This window comes from Streptomyces sp. NPDC048584, from assembly GCF_043199595.1.
Taxonomy (GTDB): Bacteria; Actinomycetota; Actinomycetes; order Streptomycetales; family Streptomycetaceae; genus Streptomyces; species Streptomyces edwardsiae.
Genome location: NZ_JBICWF010000001.1, coordinates 107,877 through 131,069 on the forward strand (window position 1 = coordinate 107,877; position 23,193 = coordinate 131,069).

Annotated in this window: 21 protein-coding genes and 1 pseudogene; 7 read left to right on the forward strand and 15 right to left on the reverse strand. The window is 72.3% G+C overall.

The features are described 5' to 3' along the window. Positions 1 to 39 precede the first annotated feature (39 nt). The 12 genes and pseudogenes from ACGFR9_RS00505 to ACGFR9_RS00560 all read right to left on the reverse strand — a co-directional run bounded on the left by ACGFR9_RS00505 (position 40) and on the right by ACGFR9_RS00560 (position 12,329). On the reverse strand, positions 40 to 1,617 hold the full coding sequence (locus tag ACGFR9_RS00505; protein ID WP_393201388.1) for an alpha-amylase family glycosyl hydrolase: 1,578 nt from the start codon (positions 1,615 to 1,617) through the stop codon (positions 40 to 42). A gap of 37 nt (positions 1,618 to 1,654) precedes the next feature. Then, positions 1,655 to 2,518 carry a carbohydrate ABC transporter permease gene (locus tag ACGFR9_RS00510; RefSeq protein WP_393201391.1) on the reverse strand — a complete coding sequence of 288 codons (864 nt, stop codon included), beginning with the start codon at positions 2,516 to 2,518 and terminating at the stop codon, positions 1,655 to 1,657. Further along, complete coding sequence (locus tag ACGFR9_RS00515; protein ID WP_393201394.1) at positions 2,515 to 3,471, reverse strand: carbohydrate ABC transporter permease; 957 nt, start codon at positions 3,469 to 3,471, stop codon at positions 2,515 to 2,517. The genes ACGFR9_RS00510 and ACGFR9_RS00515 overlap by 4 nt, the downstream gene beginning before the upstream one ends. 3 nt (positions 3,472 to 3,474) lie before the next feature. Further along, positions 3,475 to 4,818 (reverse strand): ABC transporter substrate-binding protein, encoded by a 1,344-nt coding sequence (locus tag ACGFR9_RS00520; RefSeq protein ID WP_393201397.1) that lies wholly within the window; start codon positions 4,816 to 4,818, stop codon positions 3,475 to 3,477. 135 nt (positions 4,819 to 4,953) lie between these two features. Then, positions 4,954 to 5,952 carry a LacI family DNA-binding transcriptional regulator gene (locus ACGFR9_RS00525; RefSeq protein ID WP_030219213.1) on the reverse strand — a complete coding sequence of 333 codons (999 nt, stop codon included), beginning with the start codon at positions 5,950 to 5,952 and terminating at the stop codon, positions 4,954 to 4,956. A 56-nt stretch (positions 5,953 to 6,008) separates the two neighbouring features. Then, a complete protein-coding gene (locus tag ACGFR9_RS00530; protein WP_030219215.1) occupies positions 6,009 to 6,668 on the reverse strand; it encodes a GntR family transcriptional regulator in 660 nt (219 codons plus the stop codon). Further along, complete coding sequence (locus ACGFR9_RS00535; protein ID WP_393201401.1) at positions 6,665 to 7,666, reverse strand: proline racemase family protein; 1,002 nt, start codon at positions 7,664 to 7,666, stop codon at positions 6,665 to 6,667. Before ACGFR9_RS00535 ends, ACGFR9_RS00530 begins: the two co-directional genes overlap by 4 nt. 15 nt (positions 7,667 to 7,681) lie before the next feature. Then, positions 7,682 to 8,572 carry a dihydrodipicolinate synthase family protein gene (locus ACGFR9_RS00540; RefSeq protein ID WP_393201404.1) on the reverse strand — a complete coding sequence of 297 codons (891 nt, stop codon included), beginning with the start codon at positions 8,570 to 8,572 and terminating at the stop codon, positions 7,682 to 7,684. Between the two features lie 227 nt (positions 8,573 to 8,799). After that, positions 8,800 to 10,155: pseudogene (locus ACGFR9_RS00545) on the reverse strand (FAD-dependent oxidoreductase); the annotation flags it as partial. Then, complete coding sequence (locus tag ACGFR9_RS00550) at positions 10,145 to 10,444, reverse strand: (2Fe-2S)-binding protein (protein WP_393201407.1); 300 nt, start codon at positions 10,442 to 10,444, stop codon at positions 10,145 to 10,147. The pseudogene ACGFR9_RS00545 and the gene ACGFR9_RS00550, both read right to left, overlap by 11 nt. Beyond that, complete coding sequence (locus ACGFR9_RS00555) at positions 10,441 to 11,604, reverse strand: NAD(P)/FAD-dependent oxidoreductase (RefSeq protein ID WP_393201410.1); 1,164 nt, start codon at positions 11,602 to 11,604, stop codon at positions 10,441 to 10,443. The genes ACGFR9_RS00550 and ACGFR9_RS00555 overlap by 4 nt, the downstream gene beginning before the upstream one ends. Positions 11,605 to 11,669: 65 nt before the next feature. Next, on the reverse strand, positions 11,670 to 12,329 hold the full coding sequence (locus tag ACGFR9_RS00560) for a hypothetical protein (RefSeq protein ID WP_393201413.1): 660 nt from the start codon (positions 12,327 to 12,329) through the stop codon (positions 11,670 to 11,672). A 223-nt stretch (positions 12,330 to 12,552) separates the two neighbouring features. Between ACGFR9_RS00560 and ACGFR9_RS00565 the strand changes: the two genes are divergently transcribed. Further along, entirely contained in the window at positions 12,553 to 13,209 is a 657-nt protein-coding gene (locus tag ACGFR9_RS00565; RefSeq protein WP_393201416.1) for a helix-turn-helix domain-containing protein, read from the forward strand. A gap of 102 nt (positions 13,210 to 13,311) precedes the next feature. Next, positions 13,312 to 13,548, forward strand: a complete 237-nt coding sequence (locus tag ACGFR9_RS00570) for a hypothetical protein (protein WP_030219239.1) — start codon at positions 13,312 to 13,314, stop codon at positions 13,546 to 13,548. Positions 13,549 to 13,577: 29 nt separating this feature from the next. Here ACGFR9_RS00570 and ACGFR9_RS00575 read toward each other — a convergent pair whose 3' ends face one another. Together ACGFR9_RS00575 and ACGFR9_RS00580 are read right to left on the reverse strand one after the other, a co-directional pair. Further along, positions 13,578 to 14,255, reverse strand: coding sequence for a 4'-phosphopantetheinyl transferase (locus ACGFR9_RS00575; protein ID WP_393201419.1), 678 nt, complete (start codon positions 14,253 to 14,255; stop codon positions 13,578 to 13,580). Beyond that, positions 14,252 to 15,109 carry a metallophosphoesterase family protein gene (locus tag ACGFR9_RS00580; RefSeq protein ID WP_393201422.1) on the reverse strand — a complete coding sequence of 286 codons (858 nt, stop codon included), beginning with the start codon at positions 15,107 to 15,109 and terminating at the stop codon, positions 14,252 to 14,254. The genes ACGFR9_RS00575 and ACGFR9_RS00580 overlap by 4 nt, the downstream gene beginning before the upstream one ends. A gap of 233 nt (positions 15,110 to 15,342) precedes the next feature. Here ACGFR9_RS00580 and ACGFR9_RS00585 point away from each other — a divergent pair, with 233 nt between their 5' ends. After that, positions 15,343 to 16,479, forward strand: a complete 1,137-nt coding sequence (locus ACGFR9_RS00585; protein WP_393201425.1) for an ATP-grasp domain-containing protein — start codon at positions 15,343 to 15,345, stop codon at positions 16,477 to 16,479. A gap of 167 nt (positions 16,480 to 16,646) precedes the next feature. On the opposite strand, the gene ACGFR9_RS00590 is transcribed toward ACGFR9_RS00585, so the two are convergent. After that, positions 16,647 to 17,984 carry a 6-phospho-beta-glucosidase gene (locus ACGFR9_RS00590; protein ID WP_393201428.1) on the reverse strand — a complete coding sequence of 446 codons (1,338 nt, stop codon included), beginning with the start codon at positions 17,982 to 17,984 and terminating at the stop codon, positions 16,647 to 16,649. A gap of 102 nt (positions 17,985 to 18,086) precedes the next feature. On the opposite strand from ACGFR9_RS00590, the gene ACGFR9_RS00595 reads away from it, so the two are divergent. From ACGFR9_RS00595 to ACGFR9_RS00610, 4 genes are all read left to right on the forward strand, one after another. Further along, positions 18,087 to 18,878, forward strand: a complete 792-nt coding sequence (locus ACGFR9_RS00595; RefSeq protein ID WP_393201431.1) for an IclR family transcriptional regulator — start codon at positions 18,087 to 18,089, stop codon at positions 18,876 to 18,878. 33 nt (positions 18,879 to 18,911) lie between these two features. Beyond that, positions 18,912 to 20,117 carry a sensor histidine kinase gene (locus ACGFR9_RS00600; protein WP_393201434.1) on the forward strand — a complete coding sequence of 402 codons (1,206 nt, stop codon included), beginning with the start codon at positions 18,912 to 18,914 and terminating at the stop codon, positions 20,115 to 20,117. After that, complete coding sequence (locus ACGFR9_RS00605) at positions 20,114 to 20,785, forward strand: response regulator (RefSeq protein WP_393201437.1); 672 nt, start codon at positions 20,114 to 20,116, stop codon at positions 20,783 to 20,785. Before ACGFR9_RS00600 ends, ACGFR9_RS00605 begins: the two co-directional genes overlap by 4 nt. A gap of 130 nt (positions 20,786 to 20,915) precedes the next feature. Continuing rightward, complete coding sequence (locus ACGFR9_RS00610) at positions 20,916 to 23,024, forward strand: MMPL family transporter (protein ID WP_393201441.1); 2,109 nt, start codon at positions 20,916 to 20,918, stop codon at positions 23,022 to 23,024. The last annotated feature ends 169 nt before the right edge of the window (positions 23,025 to 23,193 follow it).

Below are 23,193 nucleotides of genomic sequence, written 5' to 3' on the forward strand. Positions count from 1 at the left end.
TTCGTGGTGGGGGTACGGGAACGAGCGGGTGCGGGTGGCTCAGGCGCGCAGCCAGACCGCGGTGTCCTTCGGCAGCCGTCCGTCGGGGTCCAGAGGGCCGCTCGCGAGGAGGAGTGCGGTGTGGGCGGGGAGGCCGGCGGGCGTGTCGGCGAGGTTGACCAGGCACAGGGCGTCGGCGCGGGTGAAGGCGAGGACTCCGTCGGGGGCGGGGAGCCAGGTGAGGGGGGCGTCGCCGAAGGCCGGGCGCAGCCGGATCGCCTCGCGGTAGAGGGTGAGCATCGAGCCGGGGTCGGTCTCCTGCCGGTCGGCCGCGTACGAGGCCCAGCCGGCGGGCTGCGGCAGCCACGGTTCGCCGCCGAACCCGGCGTGCGGAGCGCCGGCCGTCCACGGCAGCGGAACCCTGCACCCGTCGCGGCCGGGGTCCACACCTCCGGAGCGGGCGTGCATCGGGTCCTCGATGCGGTCGAGCGGGATGTCCGCCTCGGGCAGGCCGAGTTCCTCGCCCTGGTAGACGTAGACCGCGCCGGGCAGGGCGAGGGAGAGCAGGGCGGCAGCGCGCGCCCTGCGGGTGCCGAGGGTGAGGTCGCTGGGGGTGCCGAAGGCCTTGGTGGCGAAGTCGAAGCCGGTGTCGGCGCGGCCGTAGCGGGTGACGGTGCGGGTGACGTCGTGGTTGCAGAGCACCCAGGTGGCGGGGGCACCGATCGGGGCGTGTTCGGCGAGGGTGTCCTCGATGGAGGTGCGCAGCCGGGCCGCGTGCCAGGGGCAGGTCATGAAGGAGAAGTTGAACGCGGTGTGCAGTTCGTCGGGGCGCAGATAGCGGGCGAAGCGTTCGGTGTCGGGGAGCCAGACCTCGCCGACGAAGACGCCGCCGTACTCGTCGGCGACGGCGCGCCAGCCCCGGTAGACGTCGTGGAGTTCGTCGCGGTCGACATAGGGGTGCGGGTCGCGGCCCGCGGTGAAGTCCGGCAGCCGGGGGTCCTTGGCCGGCAGCGCGGCGGAGTCGATGCGTACGCCGGACACGCCCCGCTCGAACCAGAAGCGCAGGATGTCCTCGTGCTCCTGACGCACGGCGGGGTGGGCCCAGTTGAGGTCGGGTTGTTCGGGCGCGAACAGATGGAGGTACCAGTCGCCGTCGGGCAGTCTGGTCCAGGCGGGGCCACCGAACTCCGACCGCCAGTCGTTGGGCGGGAGTTCGCCGTGCGCGCCACGGCCGGGGCGGAAGTGGAACAGCTCTCGCTCGGGGCCGCCGGTGAGTGCCGCCCTGAACCAGGGGTGCTGGTCGGAGACATGGTTCGGCACGATGTCGACGATGGTGCGGATGCCCAGTTCCCGTGCCTCGGCGATGAGCTTCTCCGCCTCGGCGAGGGTGCCGAAGGCCGGGTCGATGGCCCGGTAGTCGGCTACGTCGTAGCCGCCGTCCTTCATGGGGGACAGATACCAGGGGTTGAACCAGAGTGCGTCCACGCCGAGTTCCGCGAGGTACGGCAGTCCGGCGCGGACACCGGCGAGGTCTCCGGTGCCGTCGCCGTCGCCGTCGGCGAAGCTGCGGACGTACACCTGGTAGATGACGGCGGAGCGCCACCAGTCGTCGTTCAGGGCAGGGGTGGGCTGTCCCACGGTGCTGGCCTTTCTGTTCGGGTGGTCGGGTCGGTGTTCAGCCCTTGGTGCTGCCCGCGCTGATTCCGGCGATGATGTGCCGCTGGAAGACGAGGAACAGCGCGACCATGGGGATGCTGGCGATCACCATCGCGGCGATGAGCACGGTCAGCTGGATGTTCTGCGACAACTGCACGAGGGCCACGCTGATCGGCTGCTTGTCCGTGTCGGAGAAGACCATCAGCGGCCACAGGAAGTCCTGCCACACGGCGACCAGCGCGAAGATCGACACCACGCCGAGCACCGGCCGGGACATGGGCAGCACGATCGACCACAGGGTGCGCAGCTTCCCCGCGCCGTCCATCTCCGCGGCTTCGAGGACGTCTTCGGGCAGTTGGTCGAAGAACCGCTTGAGCAGGTAGAGGTTGAAGGCATTGGCGACGGCGGGCAGCCAGATGGCGAGCGGGTCGTTGAGCAGTCCGAGGTCGGCCACGGTCAGATACTTCGGTACGACCAGGGCCTGGGCCGGGACCATCAGGGTGGCGAGGATGCCGCCCAGGATCAGCTTGCCGAAGGCGGGCCGCAGCTTGGACAGGGCGTAGGCGGCGGCCGTGCAGAACACCAGCTGGAACAGCCAGGCGCCGGCCGCCTGCACCACCGTGTTCCACAGGTGGGTGGGCAGCTGCATGAGTTCCCAGGCGTCGGTGTAGCCGTCGGTGCTCCAGCTCTCCGGGACGAGGGTGGGCGGGGTGCGCGCCACCTCGTCCGGTGACTTCATCGCGCCGCTCGCCATCCAGTAGACGGGGAAGAGGAAGGCGAGCGCGAACAGCAGGACGACGCCGGTGAACACGGTCCAGTAGACGGCCCTGCCGCGCGGGCGGGCCAGCACCGCCGGGGAGACGAGGGTGCGGGTGGCGCTCATGCGATGGCCTCCTCTCCGGAGCGGGTGAGCCGGAGGTAGACGGCGGAGAACGCGCCGAGCAGGGCGAGGAGCATGACGCTCAGGGCGCAGGCGCCGCCGAAGTCGTTGTAGAGGAAGGCGTACTTGTAGATGAGGTAGAGGACTGTGACGGTCGCGTTCTCGGGGCCGCCGCCGGTGATGACGAAGGGTTCGGTGAACACCTGCATGGTGGCGATGATCTGCAGCAGCATGAGCATGAGGATGACGAACCTGGTCTGCGGGATCGTCACATGGCGGACGCGCTGCAGAAGGCTCGCTCCGTCGAGTTCGGCGGCCTCGTACAGCTCGCCGGGGATGGACTGGAGCGCGGCGAGGTAGATGAGGACGGTGCCGCCCATGTTGGCCCAGGTGGCGACGACGACCAGGGAGAGCAGGGCGGTGTCGGCGCCGTTGGACCAGTTCGAGGTGGGCAGGTGGAGGAAGCGCAGTGCCTCGTTGGCTAGGCCGGCGCCCGGGTCGTAGAACCACTTCCACAGCAGGGCGCTGACCACCGGCGGGATCATCACCGGCAGATAGACGACGACCCTGAAGAACGCTTTGGCGTGCCTGAGTTCGTTCAGGACGAGGGCCAGCACGAAGGGGATCGCGAAGCCGATCAGCAGGGCGAGCAGGGTGAAGGTGAGCGTGTTGCGCCAGGCAGCGCCGAACTCGGGGTCGTCGAGAACCCGGGTGAAGTTGGCGGTGCCGACCCATTCGGGGTCGGAGCCGGGCGTGTACTTCTGGAAGGCGATCACGACGGCGCGGATCGCCGGGTACCAGGAGAACAGGGCGAAGCAGACGAGTCCGCCGGCGAGGAAGCCGTACGCGCGCAGCTGACCGGTGAGGCGGCGCCGCCTCCGGTCCCCCGCCGGGGGCGGCGCCTTCACCGGGTGGACCCGCGCGGCGGGCGCCGGCCGTTCCACGGTCTTCGTCACCGGTCAGCCCCGGGCCAGGATGCCGTCGATCTTGCCGGAGGCGTCCCCGAGGAGCCGGTCGATGTCCGCGTCCTCCTTGGTGAGGACGGCGGAGACGACACCGTCGAGGACGGAGTAGAGCTGCTGGGCGTGCGGCGGCTCGATCTTCATCTCCAGGTGCTGGTTGCCGTCGAGGAAGGCCTGGTAGTTCTCCACCGGGACGTTGGCGTTGGCCTTCTTGACCTGCTGGTCCCTGTCGTCGGCGGGGCCGGTGAACAGGCGGGGTTCGGGCAGGCCGACGGGGGCGTCGTTCTTCTTGGCGCGGGCGTAGTCGCCGAGGAAGCCGTCGCCGGGGGTGAGGAACATGTGGTCGAGCCACTTGAGGCCGGCGCGGATCTGCTCGGGTGAGGCGTTCTTGTTGAACATGTAGCCGTCGCCGCCGATGAGGGTGCCTTCGCCGCCGGGCATGGGGGCGAGCGCCATGTCCTTGTATGCGGCGCCCTTCTCCTTGACGAGGATGGGGATGTTGTCGGGGGCGGCGAGGTACATGCCGAGCTTGCCGGATCCCATCAGCTGCTGGACGTCGTTGATGACGAGCAGCTGCTTGCTGCCCATCGACTCGTCCTTCCACCGCATGTCGTGGAGGGTCTGGAGGACGGCCTTGCCCTCGGGGGTGTCGATGGTGGCCTTCTTGCCGTCGGCGCTCACCACGTCGCCGCCCTGGGAGTAGAGCTCTGCGGTGAAGTGCCAGCCGCCCTGGTTCTGGGCGCTGTAGTCGGCGTAGCCGATGGTGCCGTCGCCGAGTGCGGCGATCTTCCCGGCGGCGTCGCGGACCTCGTCCCAGGTGGTGGGCGGGCGGTCGGGGTCGAGGCCGGCCTTCTCGAAGAGCGCCCGGTTGTAGATCAGGCCCATGGAGTAGCCGGTGCGCGGGATGCCGTAGATCTTGCCGTCGACGGTGTAGATGTCGCGCAGTTGCTGCTGGATGGTGGCGTAGCTCTTCAACTCCTTGACATACGGGGTGAGATCGGCGGCCTGGTTGATGTCGACGACGTGCCGGGCGTCGGTGAAGTACGTGTAGAAGACGTCCTCCATCTGTCCGCCGGCGAGTTTGGCGTCGAACGTCTTCGGGTCCTGGCACGGGAAGGCGTCGTGCGGGACGACGTCGATCTCGGGGTTCTTCTTCTCGAAGGCGGCGATGTCGTCCTCGAAGAACTGCCGGTCGACCTTGGCGCTCTTGGGCGGCATGCAATTGACGGTGACGCGGGTCTTGCCGCCGGCGGCTTCGTCGTCGCTGGAGCCGCAGGCGGTGAGCGCGAGCGCGCCGACGCCCAGGGCGACGAGGGTACGACGGATCCCGGTGCTTCTCATCGGTGGACCCCTTAGGGACAGGAGTGAGTGAACCCCTCGGAACAGGAGCGGTGGGCGGGGCACACTCAAGCACCGACGACATCGGTCCGCAAGATGTCGCGCAGAATTTGAAATTATTCGACAGCGGGATGGATCTCAGGAACGGGGTGCCTGGGCGGTCGATCCGCGGACCACCAGCTCGGGTTCGAAGAGCAGTTCCTCGGGGGCGACGGTACTGCCGCTGATCTGCGCGTTCAGCAGTTCCACGACCGCTCTGCCCATGGCCTCGATGGGCTGCCGGACGGTGGTGAGCGGGGGTTCGGTGCAGTTCATCAGCGCCGAGTCGTCGTAGCCGACGACCGATATCTGTCCGGGGACGTCAAGTCCCTTGCGGCGGGCGGCCCGTACGACTCCGAGGGCGAGGGGGTCGCTGGCGCAGATGAAGCCGGTGACGCCCCGCTCGATCAGCCGGGACGCGGCGGCGTGGCCGCCTTCGATGGAGAACATGGCGCGGGCGACGTGTTCTTCGGGCACCTCGCCGGCGACCGCGCGGGCGGCGGCCAGCTTGCGGGCCGAGGGCATGTGGTCGCCGGGGCCGAGCACCAGCCCGATGCGCTCGTGGCCGAGGGAGGCGAGGTGCCGCCACGCCTGCTCCACGGCCACGGCGTCGTCGCACGACACGGCGGGGAAACCGAGGTGCTCGATGGCCGCGTTGACGAGCACGACCGGGATGTTGCGTTCGGCGAGCCGGCGGTAGTGGTCGTGGGGCGCGTCGGCCTGGGCGTAGAGCCCGCCGGCGAACACGACGCCGGACACCTGCTGTTGCAGCAGCAGGTCGACGTAGTCGGCCTCGGAGACGCCGCCGCGGGTCTGGGTGCACAGCACCGGGGTGAGCCCGAGCTGGGCCAGTGCGCCGCCGATGACCTCCGCGAAGGCGGGGAAGATCGGGTTCTGCAGTTCCGGCAGGACCAGGCCGACCAGCCGGGCGCGCTCACCACGCAACTGGGTGGGCCGCTCGTAGCCGAGCACGTCCAGCGCGGAGAGCACCGCCTGCCGGGTGGCCTCGGAGACCCCCGGCTTGCCGTTGAGCACTCGGCTGACCGTGGCCTCGCTGACCCCGACCTTCTTCGCCACCACAGCAAGTCGTCGTGTCATGCACGCAAGAGTAGCGCAAGAAACGCAAGACGTTTGCGTGGCAACGCAAATTTCGGTCAGTGTGCCGCCCAGAGCCCTCGGACATGTCCGAGGTGCCGGGTCATCACGGCCCGTACGGCCTCCGGGTCCCGGGTGAGGAGCGCGTCGAGGAGTTCCAGGTGTTCCTCGGCCGAGGCGTCCAGCCGTCCCTGCTCGACGAGCGCGGTCAGGCCGTAGAGCCGGGCGCGCTGCCGCAGGTTCCGGACGACCTCGACGAGGTGGCCGTTGCCCGCCAGCGCGAGCAGGCCGAGGTGGAACCGCTGGTCGGCCTCGATGTACGCGATGAGGTCACCGGCCGCGGCGGCGGTGACGATCTCCTCGGCGACCGGGCGCAGCGCCTCCAGGGCGACCGGGTCGGCGGTGACGGCGAGCCCGGCGGTGGTGGGGATCTCGATGAGCGCCCGGATATGGGTGTACTCGTCGAGCTGCCGGTCGGAGACGGCGGTGACCCGGAAGCCCTTGTTGGGCACGGTGTCGACCAGGCCCTCCTTGGCGAGGTCGAGCATGGCCTCGCGCACGGGGGTGGCGGAGACGCCGAAGCGGGTGGCGAGGGCGGGCGCCGAGTACACCTCGCCGGGGCGGAGTTCCCCGGCGATCAGGGCGGCCCGCAGCGCGTCCGCGACCCGTTCGCGGTAGCTGGGTCTGCGGCCGCCCAGGTCGGAGAGTGCGCTGCTCACAGGACGAACCCCGCCGGGAAGGGGTCCGTGGGGTCCAGCAGGTACTGGGCGGTGCCGGTGATCCAGGCCCGGCCGGTGAAGCTGGGCAGGACGGCCGGGCGCCCGGCGACCTCGGTGGTGCCGAGCAGCCGGCCGGTGAACCGGGTGCCGATGAAGGACTCGTTCACGAACTCGGTGTGCAGCGGGAGTTCGCCGCGTGCGTGGAGCTGGGCCATGCGGGCGCTGGTGCCGGTGCCGCAGGGTGAGCGGTCGAACCAGCCGGGGTGGATCACCATGGCGTGCCGGGAGTGGCGGGCGGTGGCGTCGGGTGCGGTCACCTGGACATGGTGACAGCCGTGGATGGACGGGTCCTCGGGGTGGACCGGTTCCTCCCCGGCGTTGATCGCGTCCATGAGCGAGAGTCCGGCGGCGAGGATGTCGTCCTTGCGGGAGCGGTCGTAGGGCAGTCCGAGGCGGTCCAGGGGCAGGATGGCGTAGAAGTTGCCCCCGAAGGCGAGGTCGTACGTCACCGTCCGCCCGTCGGGGAGGGTGGCCTTCCGGTCGAGGGCGACGGAGAAGGACGGGACATTGCGCAGGGTCACGGCCGTGGCGGCGCCGTTCTCCACCGCCACCTCGGCGACGACGACCCCGGCGGGGGTGTCCAGGCGGATGGTGGTGACGGGTTCGACGACCTCGACCATCCCCGTCTCGACGAGGACGGTCGCGACGCCGATCGTGCCGTGCCCGCACATCGGGAGATAGCCGGACACCTCGATGTAGACGACGCCCCAGTCGCAGTCGGGCCGGCACGGCGGCTGAAGGACGGCGCCGCTCATCGCGGAGTGCCCGCGCGGCTCGTTCATCAGCAACTGCTTGATGTCGTCGCGGTGTTCACGGAAATACAGGCGCCGTTCGTTCATGGTCGCGCCGGGGATGGCGCCGATGCCGCCGGTGATCACCCGGGTCGGCATGCCCTCGGTGTGCGAGTCGACGGCGTGCAGGACGAGTCTGCTGCGCATGACGGTGCCCCTCCCCTACGCGAGTCCGGCCGCGACGGCCTTCTCGGTGGCCGCGCGGACGGCCGCCTCCTGACCGGCGTCCAGCGGTACGCGGGGCGGGCGGCAGGGGCCGCCGTGCCGGCCGACGAGGTCCATGGACAGTTTGATCGACTGTACGAACTCGACCCGCGAGTCCCAGCGGAGCAGGGGGTGCAACTGGCGATAGAGCGGGAGCGCGGTGTCGAGGTCACCGGTCACGGCGGCGCGGTAGAGGTCCACGCAGGCGCGGGGCAGCGCGTTGGGGTAGCCGGCCACCCAGCCCTTGGCGCCCGCGATGGCCAGCTCCAGCAGGACGTCGTCCGCGCCGATCAACAGGTCTAGTTCGGGAGCGAGTTCGGCAATGCGGTAGGCGCGGCGGACGTCGCCGGAGAACTCCTTGACGGCGTGGATGTGCCCCTCGCCGTGCAGCCGGGCGAGGAGTTCGGGGACCAGGTCGACCTTGGTGTCGATCGGGTTGTTGTAGGCGACGACCGGAAGTCCGGCGGCGGCGACTTCGGCGTAGTGGGCGAGGACGGCGCGCTCGTCGGCGCGGTAGGCGTTGGGCGGCAGCAGCATCACGGCCCGGCAGCCGGCCTCGGCGGCCTGCTCGGTCCAGCGGCGGGCCTCGGCGGAGCCGTAGGCGGCGACGCCGGGGATGACGCGCTCGCCGCCGATCGCGGCGACGGCCGTCTCGACGACCCGGCTGCGCTCCTCGGGGGTGAGCACCTGGTACTCGCCGAGGGAGCCGTTCGGTACGACGCCGTCACAGCCGCCCGCGACGAGCCAGGCGCAGTGCTCGGCGTAGCGGTCGTAGTCGACGGAGAGGTCGTCGGTCAGCGGGAGCGCGGTGGCGACGAGGACGCCGCGCCAGGGGCGGAGGTCGGTCATGAGGGTCCTCTCTCGGTGTGAAGGTCGTGCGGGTCGTGCGGGTCGTGCGGGTCGTGCGGCCCGAGCCCGTCATGCCGGTCGCACGGCTCACGCCCGTCGTGCTCCTCGGGCAGATCGCACGGCTCGGGTCGCTCGCGCTCCTCGTGCAGATCGCACAACTCGTGCTGCTCGTGCTGCTCGTGCTCCTCGTGCTCCTCGTGCTCCTCGTGCTCCTCGTGCTGCTCGTGCTGCTCGTGCTGCCGGGCGAGTACGCCCAGGGGTACGGGACGGGCGAACGGACGTCGGGGCGGGGTGGGTTCGCAGCCGGTGAGGCCCGCGACCGCCGTTGCGCACATGCGGCCCTGGCACCAGCCCATCCCCGCCCGGGTGAGCAGCTTGACCGTGCGGGCGTCCCCGGCGCCGAGTGCGAGGCCCGCGCGGACGGCACCCGCGGTGACCTCCTCGCAGCGGCAGACGACGGTGTCGTCGGTGACCCGCTCCGCCCAGCCGGCGGGCGGCGCGAACACGGCGTCGAGCGCACCGGCGCTCACGCGCAGCCGGGCGCGGGCCCGGGCGGCAGGCGCCCACTGCCCCGGATCGGGGGTGGCGCCGCGCAGCCGGGCGGCGATCGAGCGGCCGGCGACATGGCCTTCGGCGAGGGCGAGCCCCGACCCGCCGACGCCGGTGGCCTCGCCCGCCGCCCACACTCCCGGTACGTCGGTGCGCTGTTCGGTGTCCACGGCCACGGTGAGTCCGTCGAGGCGGCAGCCGAGGCTCTCGGCGAGGTCGGTGTGCGGGAGCATGCCGTGGCTCACCGCGAGGGTGTCGCAGGGCAGCCGGCGTTCGGTGCCGGGCCGGACCCGGCCCCGGGCGTCGAGGGCGGCGACGGTCACGCCGGTCAACCGCCCCTCGCCGTGGGCGCGCAGCACGGTGTGGCGGGCGAGGACGGGAACGCGGTGGCGCAGCAGCCGGGCCGCGTACCCGGCCCCCTCGGGCAGCTTGCCCGCCAGTGGCCCGGCGTGCCGCAGCATCCGTCCGGGGTCGGCGGACTCCACCAGCGCGCCGACCCGTACGCCCGCCGCCGCGAGTCCGGTCGCCACCGGCAGCAGCAGCGGCCCGGTACCGGCGACGACGGCGGTCCGGCCGGGTACGGCGAGCCCGCCCTTGAGCATCGCCTGGGCGCCGCCCGCGGTGACGACACCGGGGAGGGTCCAGCCGGGGAAGGGCAGCACGGTCTCGTAGGCGCCGGTGGCCAGGAGCACGGCGCGGGCGTGCACCTCGGCCGGTTCCTCCTGCTCCGGTCCGAGCAGCGCGTGCACGATCAGCCCCTCGGGCGTCCGTTCCACGCTCCACACATGGTGCTCGGTCAGCAGCCTTACGGAGCTCGTCGCGAGCCGGTCGCGCAGCCGCGTCCAGGTGCGCCACTGGTGGTGCAGGGCCTGAGGGCGTTCCGCGCGGAGTGCGGGGGCGGGCTGCCGGTAGAACTGGCCGCCCGGTTCCGGTGCCGCGTCGACGAGGGCGACCCGCAGGCCGCGCCGCTCGGCCGCGAGGGCGGCGGCGAGTCCCGCCGGTCCCGCGCCGATCACCGCGAGGTCAGTGCGCACGGCCCGTCCCCTCCTGGGTGCGGATCACATCGCCGGGCCGTGCCGGGACGAGACAGGCCCGCTGGTTGGGGCGGTCGTTCACGGTGACCAGACAGTCGAAGCACACCCCGATCCCGCAGAACACCCCGCGCGGGCGTCCGCCGTCACGGGTGGTGCGCCATGAGGTGATGCCGGCGGCCCACAGGGCCGCGGCGATCGTCCGGCCGGGCAGCGCCTCGAGGGCCCGGCCGTCGAAGGTGATTTCGAAGTCGGGTCCGGGCCGGGCCCCGGCGAGCTCCAGGGGGTTCACTGCTCGGCCTCCTGTGCCGTAGGGGGGAAGCGGTCGGGGCGGAAGGGGGTGAGGTCGGGTCCGGGTGGGTGTCCGGTCAGCGCCCGGGCGATCAGCAGGCCGGTGCCGGGGGCCAGCCCGATGCCCGCGCCCTCGTGGCCGCACGCGTGGAACAGTCCCGGCATCCGGGGGTCGGGGCCGATCGCGGGGAGGTGGTCGGGGAGATACGGCCGGAATCCGGCGTACGTGCGCATGGCCCGTACGCCCGACAGGAACGGGAACAGGCGGGTCGCCCCCGCCGCGAGGGCGCGCACCGCCGGGAGGGACAGGGAGCGGTCGAAGCCGACCCGCTCCCGGCTGGCGCCGATGAGGACCGGTCCGGCGGCCGTTCCCTCCACCACCGGGGAGGTCTGCAGGGCCGCCGAGTCGCTGGCTACGTCGGCCACGTAGTCGGCGGCGTACACCTTGTGCCGGATACGGGGCGGCAGTGGCTCGGTGACCAGGACGAAGCCGCGCCTGGGCAGGACGGGCAGGGACACCCCCGCGCGGGCGGCCAGTTCGCCGCCCCAGGTGCCGGCCGCGTTGACGACGGCGGGGGCGTGCAGGTCGCCCCGGGCCGTGCGGACGCCGCGTACCGTCCCTTCCGGGGTGTGCAGGACCCGGGTGACCTCGCGGCCGGCGAGCACCCGGGCGCCGGAGGCGCGCAGCAGGTGGGCGGCCGCGAGGGCCGGCATCACCTGGGCGTCCTGCGGATAGTGGACGCCGCCCGCGAGGCCGGGCGCCAGCAGGGGCTCGAGGTCGTGGAGCCGGCCGGCCGGGACGGGGTCGGCCGTCACCCCGGCCGCCCGCTGTGCGTCCGCGAACGTCCCCAGCGCGTCCAGCGTTTCGGGGTTGGCGGCGACGACGAGTCCGCCCTTCGCCTCGTACTCGACCTCCCGGCCCAGCTCCTGGGCCAGGTCCGCCCACAAGCGCAGGGACAGCAGGGCGAGTCGGAGTTCGGGGCCGGGCTCCTTGTCGGAGACGAGGAGGTTGCCCTCGCCCGCGCCGGTCGTCCCGCCGGCCACCGGACCCCGGTCCACCACGATCACGTCGAGGCCCGCGCGGGCCGCGTACAGGGCACAGGCGGCGCCCGTCATTCCGGCGCCCACCACGACGACATCGCAGGTCAGCGGCTCGCTCACCTCAGTACTATGTCACACAGCACTGATGCCGGGAAGAGGACGGACGGTGCCGGCGCGGGGCCTGGTCAGTCGGCGGCGTGGACCACGCGCAGATGTGAGGCGGCGCGCCGGGATCTGCGGTGCCCGGAAGGGGCGCGGTGGGTCTCACGCAGTACGAGTGTCAGCCGGGCGCAGTCCAGCTCGGCGAGGGTCGGTGTCGTCTCCACGACGATGCGGCAGTCGGTGGCGCCCCAGCGCGGGTCGGGGTGCAGCAACGACCGTACGGATCCGTCGTGTTCGGCGGCACGCTCGCCCACGGCCCGCAGCCAGTGCGGCAGTCCGTGCCGGTAGGCGGCCTCCATGATGGGGTCCTGGCCGATGTCGCGGCGGATGGCCTGCAGTCCGCGGTCGTGGCCGTACCGTTCGACGGTCTTGGCGAAGTGGGCCAGCATCGGCAGGCACCAGCCGGCCTCGTGGTCGCCGAGGACCGTGGCCGCGTCGGGGTGGAAGAGGACGAAGCGCAGGAAGTTGTCCCAGGGCAGCGCCGTGGGGTGCGGTTCGACGTCCCGGAAAAGTGTCCGGAACGCGGTGTTGGTGAGCAGCACGCCCCAGCGGTGGTCGACGACCAGGGAGGGGAAGGGGCATGCCTCCAGGAGCGCGCCGTAGTCCCGCAGATAGGCCTGGACGTCGGGAGTCCCGGGGGCGGGCCGCGGTACCGGCCGCTGCCCTCCTGCCTGATGTGCCATCGGGAGGTCACCCCTCTTGCCTGTGCGGCCCTGACGCGGCGTCCCGATCCTGCTGCCCGCAGGGGAAGCGTGTCAACTATCGTGGCATTTCGTGCCTGTTGACGGCCGAAATTGGCCACAGTTGTGGCGAGACCTGGATGTGAGTTCGAGGCAACGGCTAGTCTCCGTGACGTTCACGGCGATCGCTTGTGAGAAGCCTGTGAGAGACCTAGGAGATCTTTCGGTGACGGGTGGCCTCGAGGTTCCGGGCAGTGTGCCGACGACCGCGTTGCCGGCCGTCGTCGCCCGGGTCACCGCACTCGCCGACCGACTCGGCGTGGCGCACACCGAGGTCTTCGACACCGGCCGGCTGTCCGCCGCCTCCGGCGTACCGGAGTCCGTGGTGAAGGCGCTGCTGCGCGGCCGCCTCGCGGGTGAACCCGATGTGCAGGCGCGGTTCGTGCAGCGGCTGGACCTGCTGCGCCGTACCCGGCTGAAGCCGAACGGCCGCAGGTACACCCAGCAGGAGATCGCCGACGGCACGGGCATGTCCCGGCAGCAGGCCGGCGCGCTGATCAACGGCGACCGGCGGCCCACCATGGAGCACTGCGACGCCATCCAGCGGTTCTTCCGGGTGCACGCCGGTTTCCTCACCGCGGAGGACCCGGAGGCGCTCGCGGGCGCGCTCCAGCACACCGAGCAGGAGCTGCTGCAGAAGCTCGCGGACCGGGAGCGGGCTGCCGCCGCGCCGGCCGACGACCCGCTGGAACGGCTGCTGCAGGACCACGGGGTGCGCGGCATCGCCTGGCGGGCCGCCCAACTCCCCACCGACCAGCACCGGGACAAGGTCGCGGAGTGGCTGGACATGCTGCTGGAGAGCGTGCAGCGGCCCAGGTCCTGAGCCGAACAGGCCCTGACGGCCCGCGGTGATGCCCGATTGTCAGTGGTGGGCGGCAAGCTGGAGCCGACCTGTCACCGAACGCGACACGGGGAGATCCGAGCGATGACGACCGCCGTACCGACCGACCGCGAGCGTACCGCCGTCCAGGCCTATCTGCGGCTGCTGCACACGGTGCGCGCCGCCCTCGACACCCGGCCGGACCCGCCGGGTGTCCCCGGCCCCCCGATGGTGCCGCCCTCCGTGCTCGCCGAGGCGGAGACGGCCCTGGCGCGGGCGGGGCTGGCGGGGAACGAGGAGGCGTTCTTCCGGATGGTGCGCGACTGGCATCCGGAGCCGTAGGGCGTACACGGCGGCGGTCGCCGTACCGATCAGCCGTGCGGTACGGCGACCGCCGTCGTGACCAGGTCGCCCTGGACGATCCAGCGGCCGCTGAAGTGGTCGACGACGCGGGCGCCCACGCGCGGGCCGGGGACGAGGAGGGTGGCGCGGAAGCCGCCGCGCGACTGCTCGCCGGGGTCGGCGTGGAGGTCGAGGTGGGCCTCCATGAAGTCCAGCCACTTCCCGGTGAGGGGGAACCACGCCTTGTAGACGGACTCCTTGGCGCTGAACAGCAGCCGGTCCCAGTGCACTGCGGGCAGCTCCTCGGCCAGCCCGGCGAGCCGCGTCGCCTCCGCCGGAAGCGCCACGGAGGGCAGCACGCCCTCGGGCAGCGGCCCGTGCGGCTCGGCGTCGATGCCGAGGGAGGCCAGGTCGGCCGCGCGGACCAGGGCGGCGGCACAGTAGCCCTGGCAGTGGGTCATGCTGCCGGTCAGCCCGTCCGGCCAGCCGGGGGCGCCCCGCTCGCCGGGCAGCACGGGCCGCTCCGGCACACCGAGCTTGCGCATGGCGGCGCGGGCGCAGGACCGTACGGCGGTGAACTCCCGGCGGCGCTTGGCGACGGCGCGTCGCAGCAGCGCCTCCTCCTCGGGGTACAGCGGGGCGTCCACGCGTTCGTCGCCGTAGGCCTCGACGGCGACCACCGTCGGCGGCAGCAGTTCCTCGATCACCGCCCCTCGTCCTCCCGCGGCACGATCCGGCGCAGCCGTCCCGGCGGCTGGTCCCGTTTGCGCCATTCGCGCGGGTAACCGACCGACACCTCCTCGAAGTGAACGCCGTCCTGCCGGGTGGAGCGGGGGATGTGCAGATGGCCGTAGACCATGGTGTGGACGGGGAACCGGCGGTGCCAGTCGTCGGTGAGCGTGGTGCCGCACCACATGGCGAACTCGGGGTACCACAGGACGTCGGTCGGGTGGCGGTGCAGCGGCCAGTGGTTGACGAGGACGAGCGGCAGCCCGTCCGGCACCTCGGCCAGCCGGCGTTCGGTCTCGGCGACCCGGGCCCGGCACCAGGCCTCCCGGCTCGGGTAGGGGTCGGGGTGCAGCAGCCGCTCGTCGGTGCAGACCACCCCGGTGCCGTACGCGTACTGGAGCCCCTCGTCCTTGGTGGCGCAGCCGGACGGCAGGAACGAGTAGTCGTACAGGAGGAAAAGCGGCGCGACGGCGACCGGGCCGCCGGGACCGTCCCAGACGGGGTACGGGTCCTCGGGGGTGAGCACCCCGAGGTCGCGGCAGTGTGCGACCAGGTGCTCGTAGCGGGCGACGCCGCGCAGGGTGACGGGGTCCTTGGGGTGGGTCCACAGTTCGTGGTTGCCGGGCACCCAGACGACCTGGGCGAACCGGCCGGCCAGGGTCTTCAGCGCCCAGCCGATGTCCTCCACGGTCTCCGCCACGTCACCGGCGACGATCAGCCAGTCCTCGTCGGACCCGGGCCGCATGCCGTCGACCAGGGCACGGTTCTCGGCATAGCCGATGTGCAGGTCGCTGATGGCCCACAGCTGTCCGCCGCCGTCTCTTCCCGACATCACCCGTCGCTCCTCCAGCCGTCACGAACTCCACCAAGAGACCACATCGCGTGCACCGGAACAAGGAGGACCGGCACCGGGTGTGGTACGGGAACAGCCCGGGAAGCCGTATAGTCTGCCCCGACACCACCGCAGGGAAACGCCCTTCGCGCAGGCGGTTCGGTGACCCTCCATATGTTTGCCCGGGCAACGGGCCGCTGAGCCCTGCCCGCGAACCGTGAAAGGCGGCCTGCATGGTCTCTCGCGTACGCGTCTGGCTCAACCGCACGTACGCGGAGAACGTGTTCTTCATGGATCAGCTGCGGCGAAATCCCAGCGACCGGGCCGTCGAGATCCATGCCACCCACGGCGACCCGGACTCCCCCGTACTGGCCGCCGCCGACACCGCCGAACCGGAGCCCGAGGGGCTGTCCCCGGCGGCGTACGTCGAGTACGCGCTCGCCCAGTGCGAGCGGCGTGGCATCGATGTCTTCGTGCCCCGGCTGCACCAGTCGGCGATCGTCGCGCAACGCGCCGACTTCGAGTCGGTCGGTACGGCGCTGCTGGCGCCGCCGCCCGAGGCGGTGGCCGTGTTCCACGACAAGGTGATCGCCTATGAGGCGGTCCAGGCGATCGGGGTGCCCGTACCACCCTGGTGGCGGGTCCGGAACGCGGACGATCTCGAGGCGGCCGTGGAGGAGTTGGAGGCGGGCGGTCACCTGGCCTGCTTCAAGCCCGCGTCGGGCGCGGGCGGGGTGGGCTTCCGGGTGATCACCCGATCCCCCTACTCGCTGAGCCAGCTGAACGGTTTCCCGAGCCCGTACGTGCCGCTGCACCTGGTGCTGGAGGCGCTGCGGTCGGCCCAGGAGCCGGTGGACTGGCTGGTGATGCCCCGGCTGGAGCAGCCCGAGGTGTCGGTGGACTGCCTCACCGGCACGGACAACCGGGTGCGGATGGCGGTGGGACGGACGAAGAACGGCCGGCGGCGCGGGTTCACGCTGCACGAGCAGTGGCTGGAGCCGGCCCGGCGGATCGCCGAGGGGTTCGGGCTGCACCATCTGTCCAACATCCAGTTCCGGATGCTGGGCGACCGGCCCGTGCTCATGGACGTCAACACGCGCCCTGCGGGCGGACTGCACCAGCTGTCCCTGTGCGGGGTGAACGCCCCCTGGGCGGCGGTACGGCTGGCGCTCGGCGACGATCCGGGCGAGATCACGCCGCCGTTCCTGGGCCAGGACTACTCGGTGGTGTCCGGGCCGCGCCCGCTGCTGCCGGTGTCGCTGCCGCACCAGCGGGCCGACGCGGGCGCGTTGGCCGTCGTACCCGCCCCGGCACCGCCCGTGGAGCCGCGGACGGCGACCGGCGCGCCGACCCAGAGGATCGGCCTCTAGAAATTCTCCAGAAAATCTCCGCCAGGGGTGTATCAGGGGCCGCGGTGCGGACTCTTGATGATGAAGGCGACTTGGGGAAGCCGCCGGGGGGAGCACGGGGGAACGGGGGGGCTCGGGTCGGTCGGCCGCTGTCACGGGGGGCGACCGGCCGACCCGAGCCGGGTATGTCAGCCGAGGTACGCGAGGCCCGGATGGGCGGCGGTGTAGCCGTCGACGAGCCGGCGGGCCACGTTCACGGAGTCGACGAGCGGATGCAGGGCGAACGCCTTGACGGCCGTCTCACGCGAACCGGACCGGGCAGCGGCCAGCACCTCGCGTTCGACGGCCTTGACGGCGCAGACCAGACCGATGGCATGGCCGGGCAGCGGATCGACGGAGACGGGGTGCGCGCCACTCGCGTCCACCAGACACGGAACCTCGATCACGGCCTCCGCGTCCAGCGGTGAAAGGGTGCCCCGGTTACGGACGTTGAGGATCAGGGTGGTGCGTTCGTCACGGGCGACGGCCCGCATCAGGGCCAGCGCCACGTCCTCGTAGCCGCCGGACAGATCCTCCTCCTCACGGTCGCCCGCACCGGCCGTCTCCCGGTTCTCGGCCATGTACGTGGCCTCGCGTTCGGCGCGTGTTCGGTCCCACAAGTGCAGTGCGGGCACGGCGGTGTCGGCCGCCCCCGCGTAGAAGCGGGCCTGCTGGTCACGCAGGAACGCGCCGCGTGTCTGCTTCGCCTCCTGGTAGGCGTGCACGGCCTCACGGTTGAAGTAGTAGTAGTGCAGGTACTCGTTGGGGATCGCGCCCAGCGAACGCAGCCATTCGGTGCCGAAGAGCCGGCCTTCCTCGAAGGAGCCGAGCAGGGACGGGTCCGCGAGCAGGCGCGGGAGTTCGTCCCGGCCGGCGACGCGCAGGCCGCGCACCCAGCCGAGGTGGTTGAGCCCGACGTAGTCGACCCACGCCTCGCGCGGCCGCGCGCCCAGCACCCGGGCGATGCGGCGGCCGAGGCCGACCGGTGAGTCGCAGATGCCGATGACGCGGTCGCCGAGGTGGCGGGACATGGCCTCGGTGACGAGCCCCGCGGGGTTGGTGAAGTTGATGACCCAGGCGTCGGGGGCGAGGCGGGCCACCCGCCGGGCGATGTCGACGGCGACCGGGACGGTGCGCAGACCGTAGGCGATGCCGCCCGCGCCGACCGTCTCCTGGCCGAGCACGCCCTCGGCGAGGGCGACCCGCTCGTCGTGCGCCCTGCCCTCGAGGCCGCCGACGCGGATCGCGGAGAAGACGAAGTCCGCGCCGCGCAGGGCCTCGTCGAGGTCGGTGGTGGTGCTCACCTCGGGCGCGTCGGACACCCCGGCGGCCTGTTCGGCGAGCACGCGGGCGATCGCGCGCAGCCGTCCGGCGTCCACGTCGTGCAGGACGACATGGGTCACCCGTCCCTCGGCGCGGTCCCCCAGCAGCGCCCCGTACACCAGGGGGACGCGGAATCCCCCGCCGCCCAGAATCGTCAGCTTCACATCCGCACCTTCCGACCACGACGAACCGGGTCGACCCTACTCGCGGCGCGACCGCAGCGGCGGTACCCTCCGCCGACCCGACCCTGTGGAGGACAGCCGGTCATGACCAGCCGCTCCGCGTCCGACCGTCTGCTGTCCGTGCTCGCCTCGTTCGACCACGGGCATCCGGCGCTCACGTTGACGGACATCGGCCGCCGGGCCGGGCTCAGCCTGTCCACGGCGCACCGGCTGGTGGGTGAGCTGACCCGCTGGGGCGCGCTGGAGCGGGACGCGTCGGGGACGTATCACGTGGGGCTGCGGCTGTGGGAGCTGGCGGCGCTCGCCCCGCGCGGACCGGCGCTGCGGCAGGTGGCGCTGCCGTATCTGGAGGACCTGTACGAGGCGACGCACGAGAACGTGCAGCTGGCGGTGCGCGACGGGCGGGAGGTCGTCTACACCGAGTGGCTGTCGGGGCGGTCGGCGGTCGGCGTGCACATACGGGTCGGCGCACGCTGGCCGCTGCACGCCACGGGGGTGGGCCTCGCCCTGCTCGCGCACAGTGCCCCCGCCTACCAGGACATGTACTGCGCGGGCCCGTTGGCCGCCTTCACCCCGTACACGATCACCGAACCCGCCCTGCTGCGCCGCACACTGGCGGAGGTCCGCCGTACCGGCGTCGCGGTGAGCGACCGCCAGGTCACCAGTGACGCCCTGTCGGTGGCGGCCCCGGTGCACGACCCCACCGGCACGGTCACCGCGGCGATCTCGGTCGTCGTCCCGGAGTCCGGCGCCCGGGTCCCGGCCCTGATCCCGGCCGTACGCCTCGCCGGCCGTGGCATCTCACGCGCCCTGGGGTGGCGTCCGGCGCCCGAAATCCCTCTCACCGGTGAGGACTCGGCCCCCGGGCGCTCGTGATACTGGGACAGCCCCCGCCTCGAGGAGCCGTTCATGTCCCTGCGGTCCGTTCGGTCCGTTTTCGTGCCGGTCGTCGCGCGCTGGCGTGCGGCGAGTCCGTACGCGCTCGATGTCGCGGTCGCCGCGATCGTGCTGTTCGCCGTGTCCCTGCAGTGGATGTTCCCCGACGAGGGGGACGACCCGCTGAGCCTCGGGGGCTGGCTGCTCGGTGCCGCCACGGCCGTACCTCTGGTGTGGCGGCGGCGGGCGCCCTGGGCGTCCGGGTGGGCCGTGTCGGCGGCCACCCCGGCGCAGGCGCTGTACCACGCTCCCCCGCCGGACGTGATGTACGGCGGGATGGTCGTGCTGTACACCATGGCCGCCCTCGCCAGGCCCTGGCAGCGGCGGCTCATGCTCACGGGGTGGATCGTCGGCGTCGTCTCCACCATGCAGCACCAGGCCGACAAGGAGCCCTTCGAGTACGCGTTCCATCTGATGGGCATCGTCTGCGCCTACGCCCTCGGGATGCTCGCCCGCGTCCAACGCGCCTACACCACCGAGCTGGAGGACCGGGCCCGCCGGCTGGAGGGACAGCGGACCGCGGACACGGCGAGGGCGCGCGCCGAGGAACGCGCCCGTATCGCCCGGGACATGCACGACATCCTGGCGCACGCGGTGAGTCTGATGGTCGTACAGGCGGAGGCCGGACCCGTCGTGGTGCGCAAGGATCCGGAGCGGGCGGAGGCCACCTTCGACACGATCGCGGAGACCGGCCGGGACGCCATGGCCCAACTACGTCGTATCCTGGGCGTGTTGAAGGAGGAGCGGCCGGACGGCGGGGTGACCGGGCGGATGCCGCAGCCGAGCGTGGCGGCGCTGCCGCTGCTGGTGAGCCAGGTGGGGGACTCCACGGGGCTGCACACCGAACTGCGCATCACGGGCGAACCGTGCCCCTTGTCGTCGGACACGGAGATCGCCGCCTACCGTGTGGTCCAGGAAGCTCTCACCAACACCGTGAAGCACGCCCGTGCCTCGCGCGCCGTGGTGGAGCTGGACTGGACCGAGGACGGGGTGACCCTCACGATGACGGACGACGGACGCGGTCCGTCCGCCCCGGTCGGCGGGCACGGGCTGATCGGCATCAGGGAACGGGCCGCCGCCTGCGGGGGCAGCGCCGAGACCGGCAGCGGCCCGGACGGCGGTTTCCGCGTGGTCGTACGGCTGCCCGTGGCCGCGGACCGGGAGGGGGCCCTCGGGTGAGCATCCGGGTGGTCGTCGCCGACGACCAGGAGCTGGTGCGGGCCGGTTTCGGCATGATCCTCGACGCGCAGGACGACATCGAGGTGGTCGCCGAGGCCGGGAACGGCGAGGAGGCCGTCGCCGCGGTCCGCCGGCACGCCCCGGACGTGCTGCTCCTCGACATCCGCATGCCGGTGATGGACGGCCTGGAGGCGGCCCGCCTGGTGTGCGCGCAGTCGAGCTGCAAGGTGGTCATGCTGACCACGTTCGACCTGGACGAGTACGTGTACGAGGCGCTGTACGCCGGTGCCGGCGGCTTCCTGCTCAAGGACGTCCGCCGGGACGACCTCGTGCACGCGGTACGCGTCGTCGCCGCCGGTGACTCGCTGCTCGCGCCCGCGGTGACCCGGCGGCTGGTCGCGGACATCGTGCGGCGCCGCCGGGAGCGGGCCATCGCCGAGACGGCGACCCCGCAGCGGCTGGACGCGCTCACCGCCCGCGAGGTGGAGACGCTGCGGCTGCTGGCCAGGGGACTGTCCAACGCGGAGATCGCGACGACCCTGTTCGTCAGCGAACACACCGTCAAGACCCATGTCAGCAACGTGCTGGGCAAGCTCGCTCTCAGGGACCGGGTGCAGGCGGTGATCTGCGCCTACGAGACGGGGCTGATCGCCCCCGGCTCGCCCTGAGGAGTGAGTCCCCGGGCCGTCTCCCCCGTACGGGCGAGGCCCGCAAACCGCTCCCTCCGGCGATCCGCCGCACCGCCCCGCGGCACGACTCTGTGAGTCGATGACGAACCACCATCCGCCGGGAGGGACCGTGCTTTCCGCACTCGCCCGGGCGGCCACCCGCCGCCCCTTGACCGTGATGCTCCTGTGGGGGCTCTTTCTGCTACTGGGCTTCGGCCTGGGGACGGGCGTGTTCGCCCGGCTCTCCGACAATGTGCCCGAAGTACCCGGAACCGAGTCGGAGTCGGCCGCCCAGTACCTGGACCGGACCGACCCGGCGGGCGAGTCGATCACCGGCGTGGTGGCCGGCACCGCCGTCTCGGACGCGACGCTGCGCGCCGAGGTCGAGCGGGCCGTCGCCGACGTCCGGAAGGTCGCCGGGGTCGCCGCCGTGCCCGACCCGTACACCACGCCGGGACTTCTCGCCGAGGACGGGAAGGCGCTGATCGTCCCCGTCACACTCGTGGGCGGTCTGGACGACGACGCCGAGGAGCGCACGCTCGAGGCGGCGGCCGACCGGCTCCGGGAGATCGACGCGCCCGACGTCCAGGTCAGCGGCGGCCCGCTGCTCGGGCAGCAGCTCAGTGAACAGGCCCAGGAGGACGTCAAGTTCGCGGAGATCGTCTCCCTGCCGGTGGTGCTGGCGCTGCTGCTCGTGGTGTTCGGCGGGCTGCGCTCGGCGCTGCTGCCGCTGGTCGTCGCGGTCAGCGGGATCGCGGGCGCGTTCCTGGCGCTGTTCCTGTTCAGCGAGGTCACGGACATCTCCGTGTACGCGATCCAGGTGACGACGATGCTGGGGCTCGGGCTCGCCGTGGACTACGCCCTGCTGATGGTGATGCGGTTCCGGGAGGAGCGGCGGCACACCGAGGACGTCGTCGAGGCGGTGCACCGTACGGTCGCGGCGGCCGGGCGGACGGTGCTGTTCTCCGGGCTCACGGTGGCCGTCAGCCTGACCGGGCTGCTGGTCTTCCCGAGCGTGTTCCTGCGGAGCATGGGCCTCGCGGTCGCCGCGGTCGTGGTCATCGACATGCTGGCGGCACTCACCCTGCTGCCGGCGCTGCTGGCCCGGTTCGGCGGGCGGATTCCGCCGGCGAAGGTCCGTGCGGACGGCGATGAGGGACGGGTCTTCGCGCGGCTCGCCCATTTCGCGGCACGGCGGCGTTTCGCCGTACTGGCCGTGGCCGTTCCGGTGCTGCTGGTGCTGGCGGTGCCGGTGGCCGGGATGAAGATCGCCATCGGGGACGCGCGGCAGTTGCCCACGAGCAGTGAGGCGCGGCAGTTGCATGACACCGTGGGTGAGCATTTTCCGCCCGGTGCGGGAGTGACGCCGGTGACCGTGGTGGTGCGGCCCGGTACCGATGCCGGGGTCGTCGAGGGGATCCGCGCGTTGTCTCCGGGGGCGGCTGTTCGTGAACTGCCGGGTGGAGCCTCGGTGCTGGAGATCCGGCCGCCCGGGGAGGCGGACGGCAAGGAGGCCACCGACCTGGTCGAGCGGGTGCGGGACGTACGCGGCGACGCACCGGTCGAGGTCACCGGTCCTGCGGCGCGGCTGGTCGATTTCCGCGAGATGCTGGCGGAGCGGGCGCCGTGGGCCGCGTTGACCGTACTGGCCGGGATCTTCGTGCTGTTGTTCGCGTTCACCGGGTCCGTGCTGCTGCCGCTGCGCACCATCGTGACGACGCTGCTGAGTCTGGGAGCGGCACTGGGTGCGGTGGTGTGGGTGTTCCAGGACGGGCATCTGGCGGGGCTGCTGGGCGCGGAGGGGCTGGGGGCGTTGAGTCTCACCGCTCCGCCGTTGATCGTCGCCATCGCGTTCGGGCTGGCCATGGACTACGAGCTGTTCATTCTGGCGCGGATGCGGGAGGCGCGGGAACGGACGGGGGATGACGCGGGGGCCGTGGTGGACGGGTTGCGGCGGTCCGGGCGGGTGGTGACCTGTGCGGCGCTGCTGCTGGCGGTTGTCTTCGCCGCGTTCATGACGGGTGGGTTCTCGCCGATCCTGCAGATCGGGCTGGGGCTCACGCTGGCCGTGCTGATCGACGCGACCGTCGTTCAGATGCTGTTGGTTCCGGCGACGATGTCACTGCTCGGACGTGTCGCGTGGTGGGCGCCGGCGCCGTTGCGGCGGGTGCACGACCGGTTCGGCCTGCGGGAGGAGCCGTCGGAGGAGCCGAAGCGGCGGGTCCCGACGGGGGTGTAGGCCGGGCGCCTTCCTCCCGTCCCTGGGGGCTCCGCCCCCAGACCCCGTTCGCGCAGTTCCCCGCGCCCCTGATCAACCACGCGCCCTCAGCGCAACGCCCCGTAAGGGGCGCGGGGAACTGCGCGACCAGCCCCCACCACCCCACGAACGCCCACCCCTCAGGGGCGCG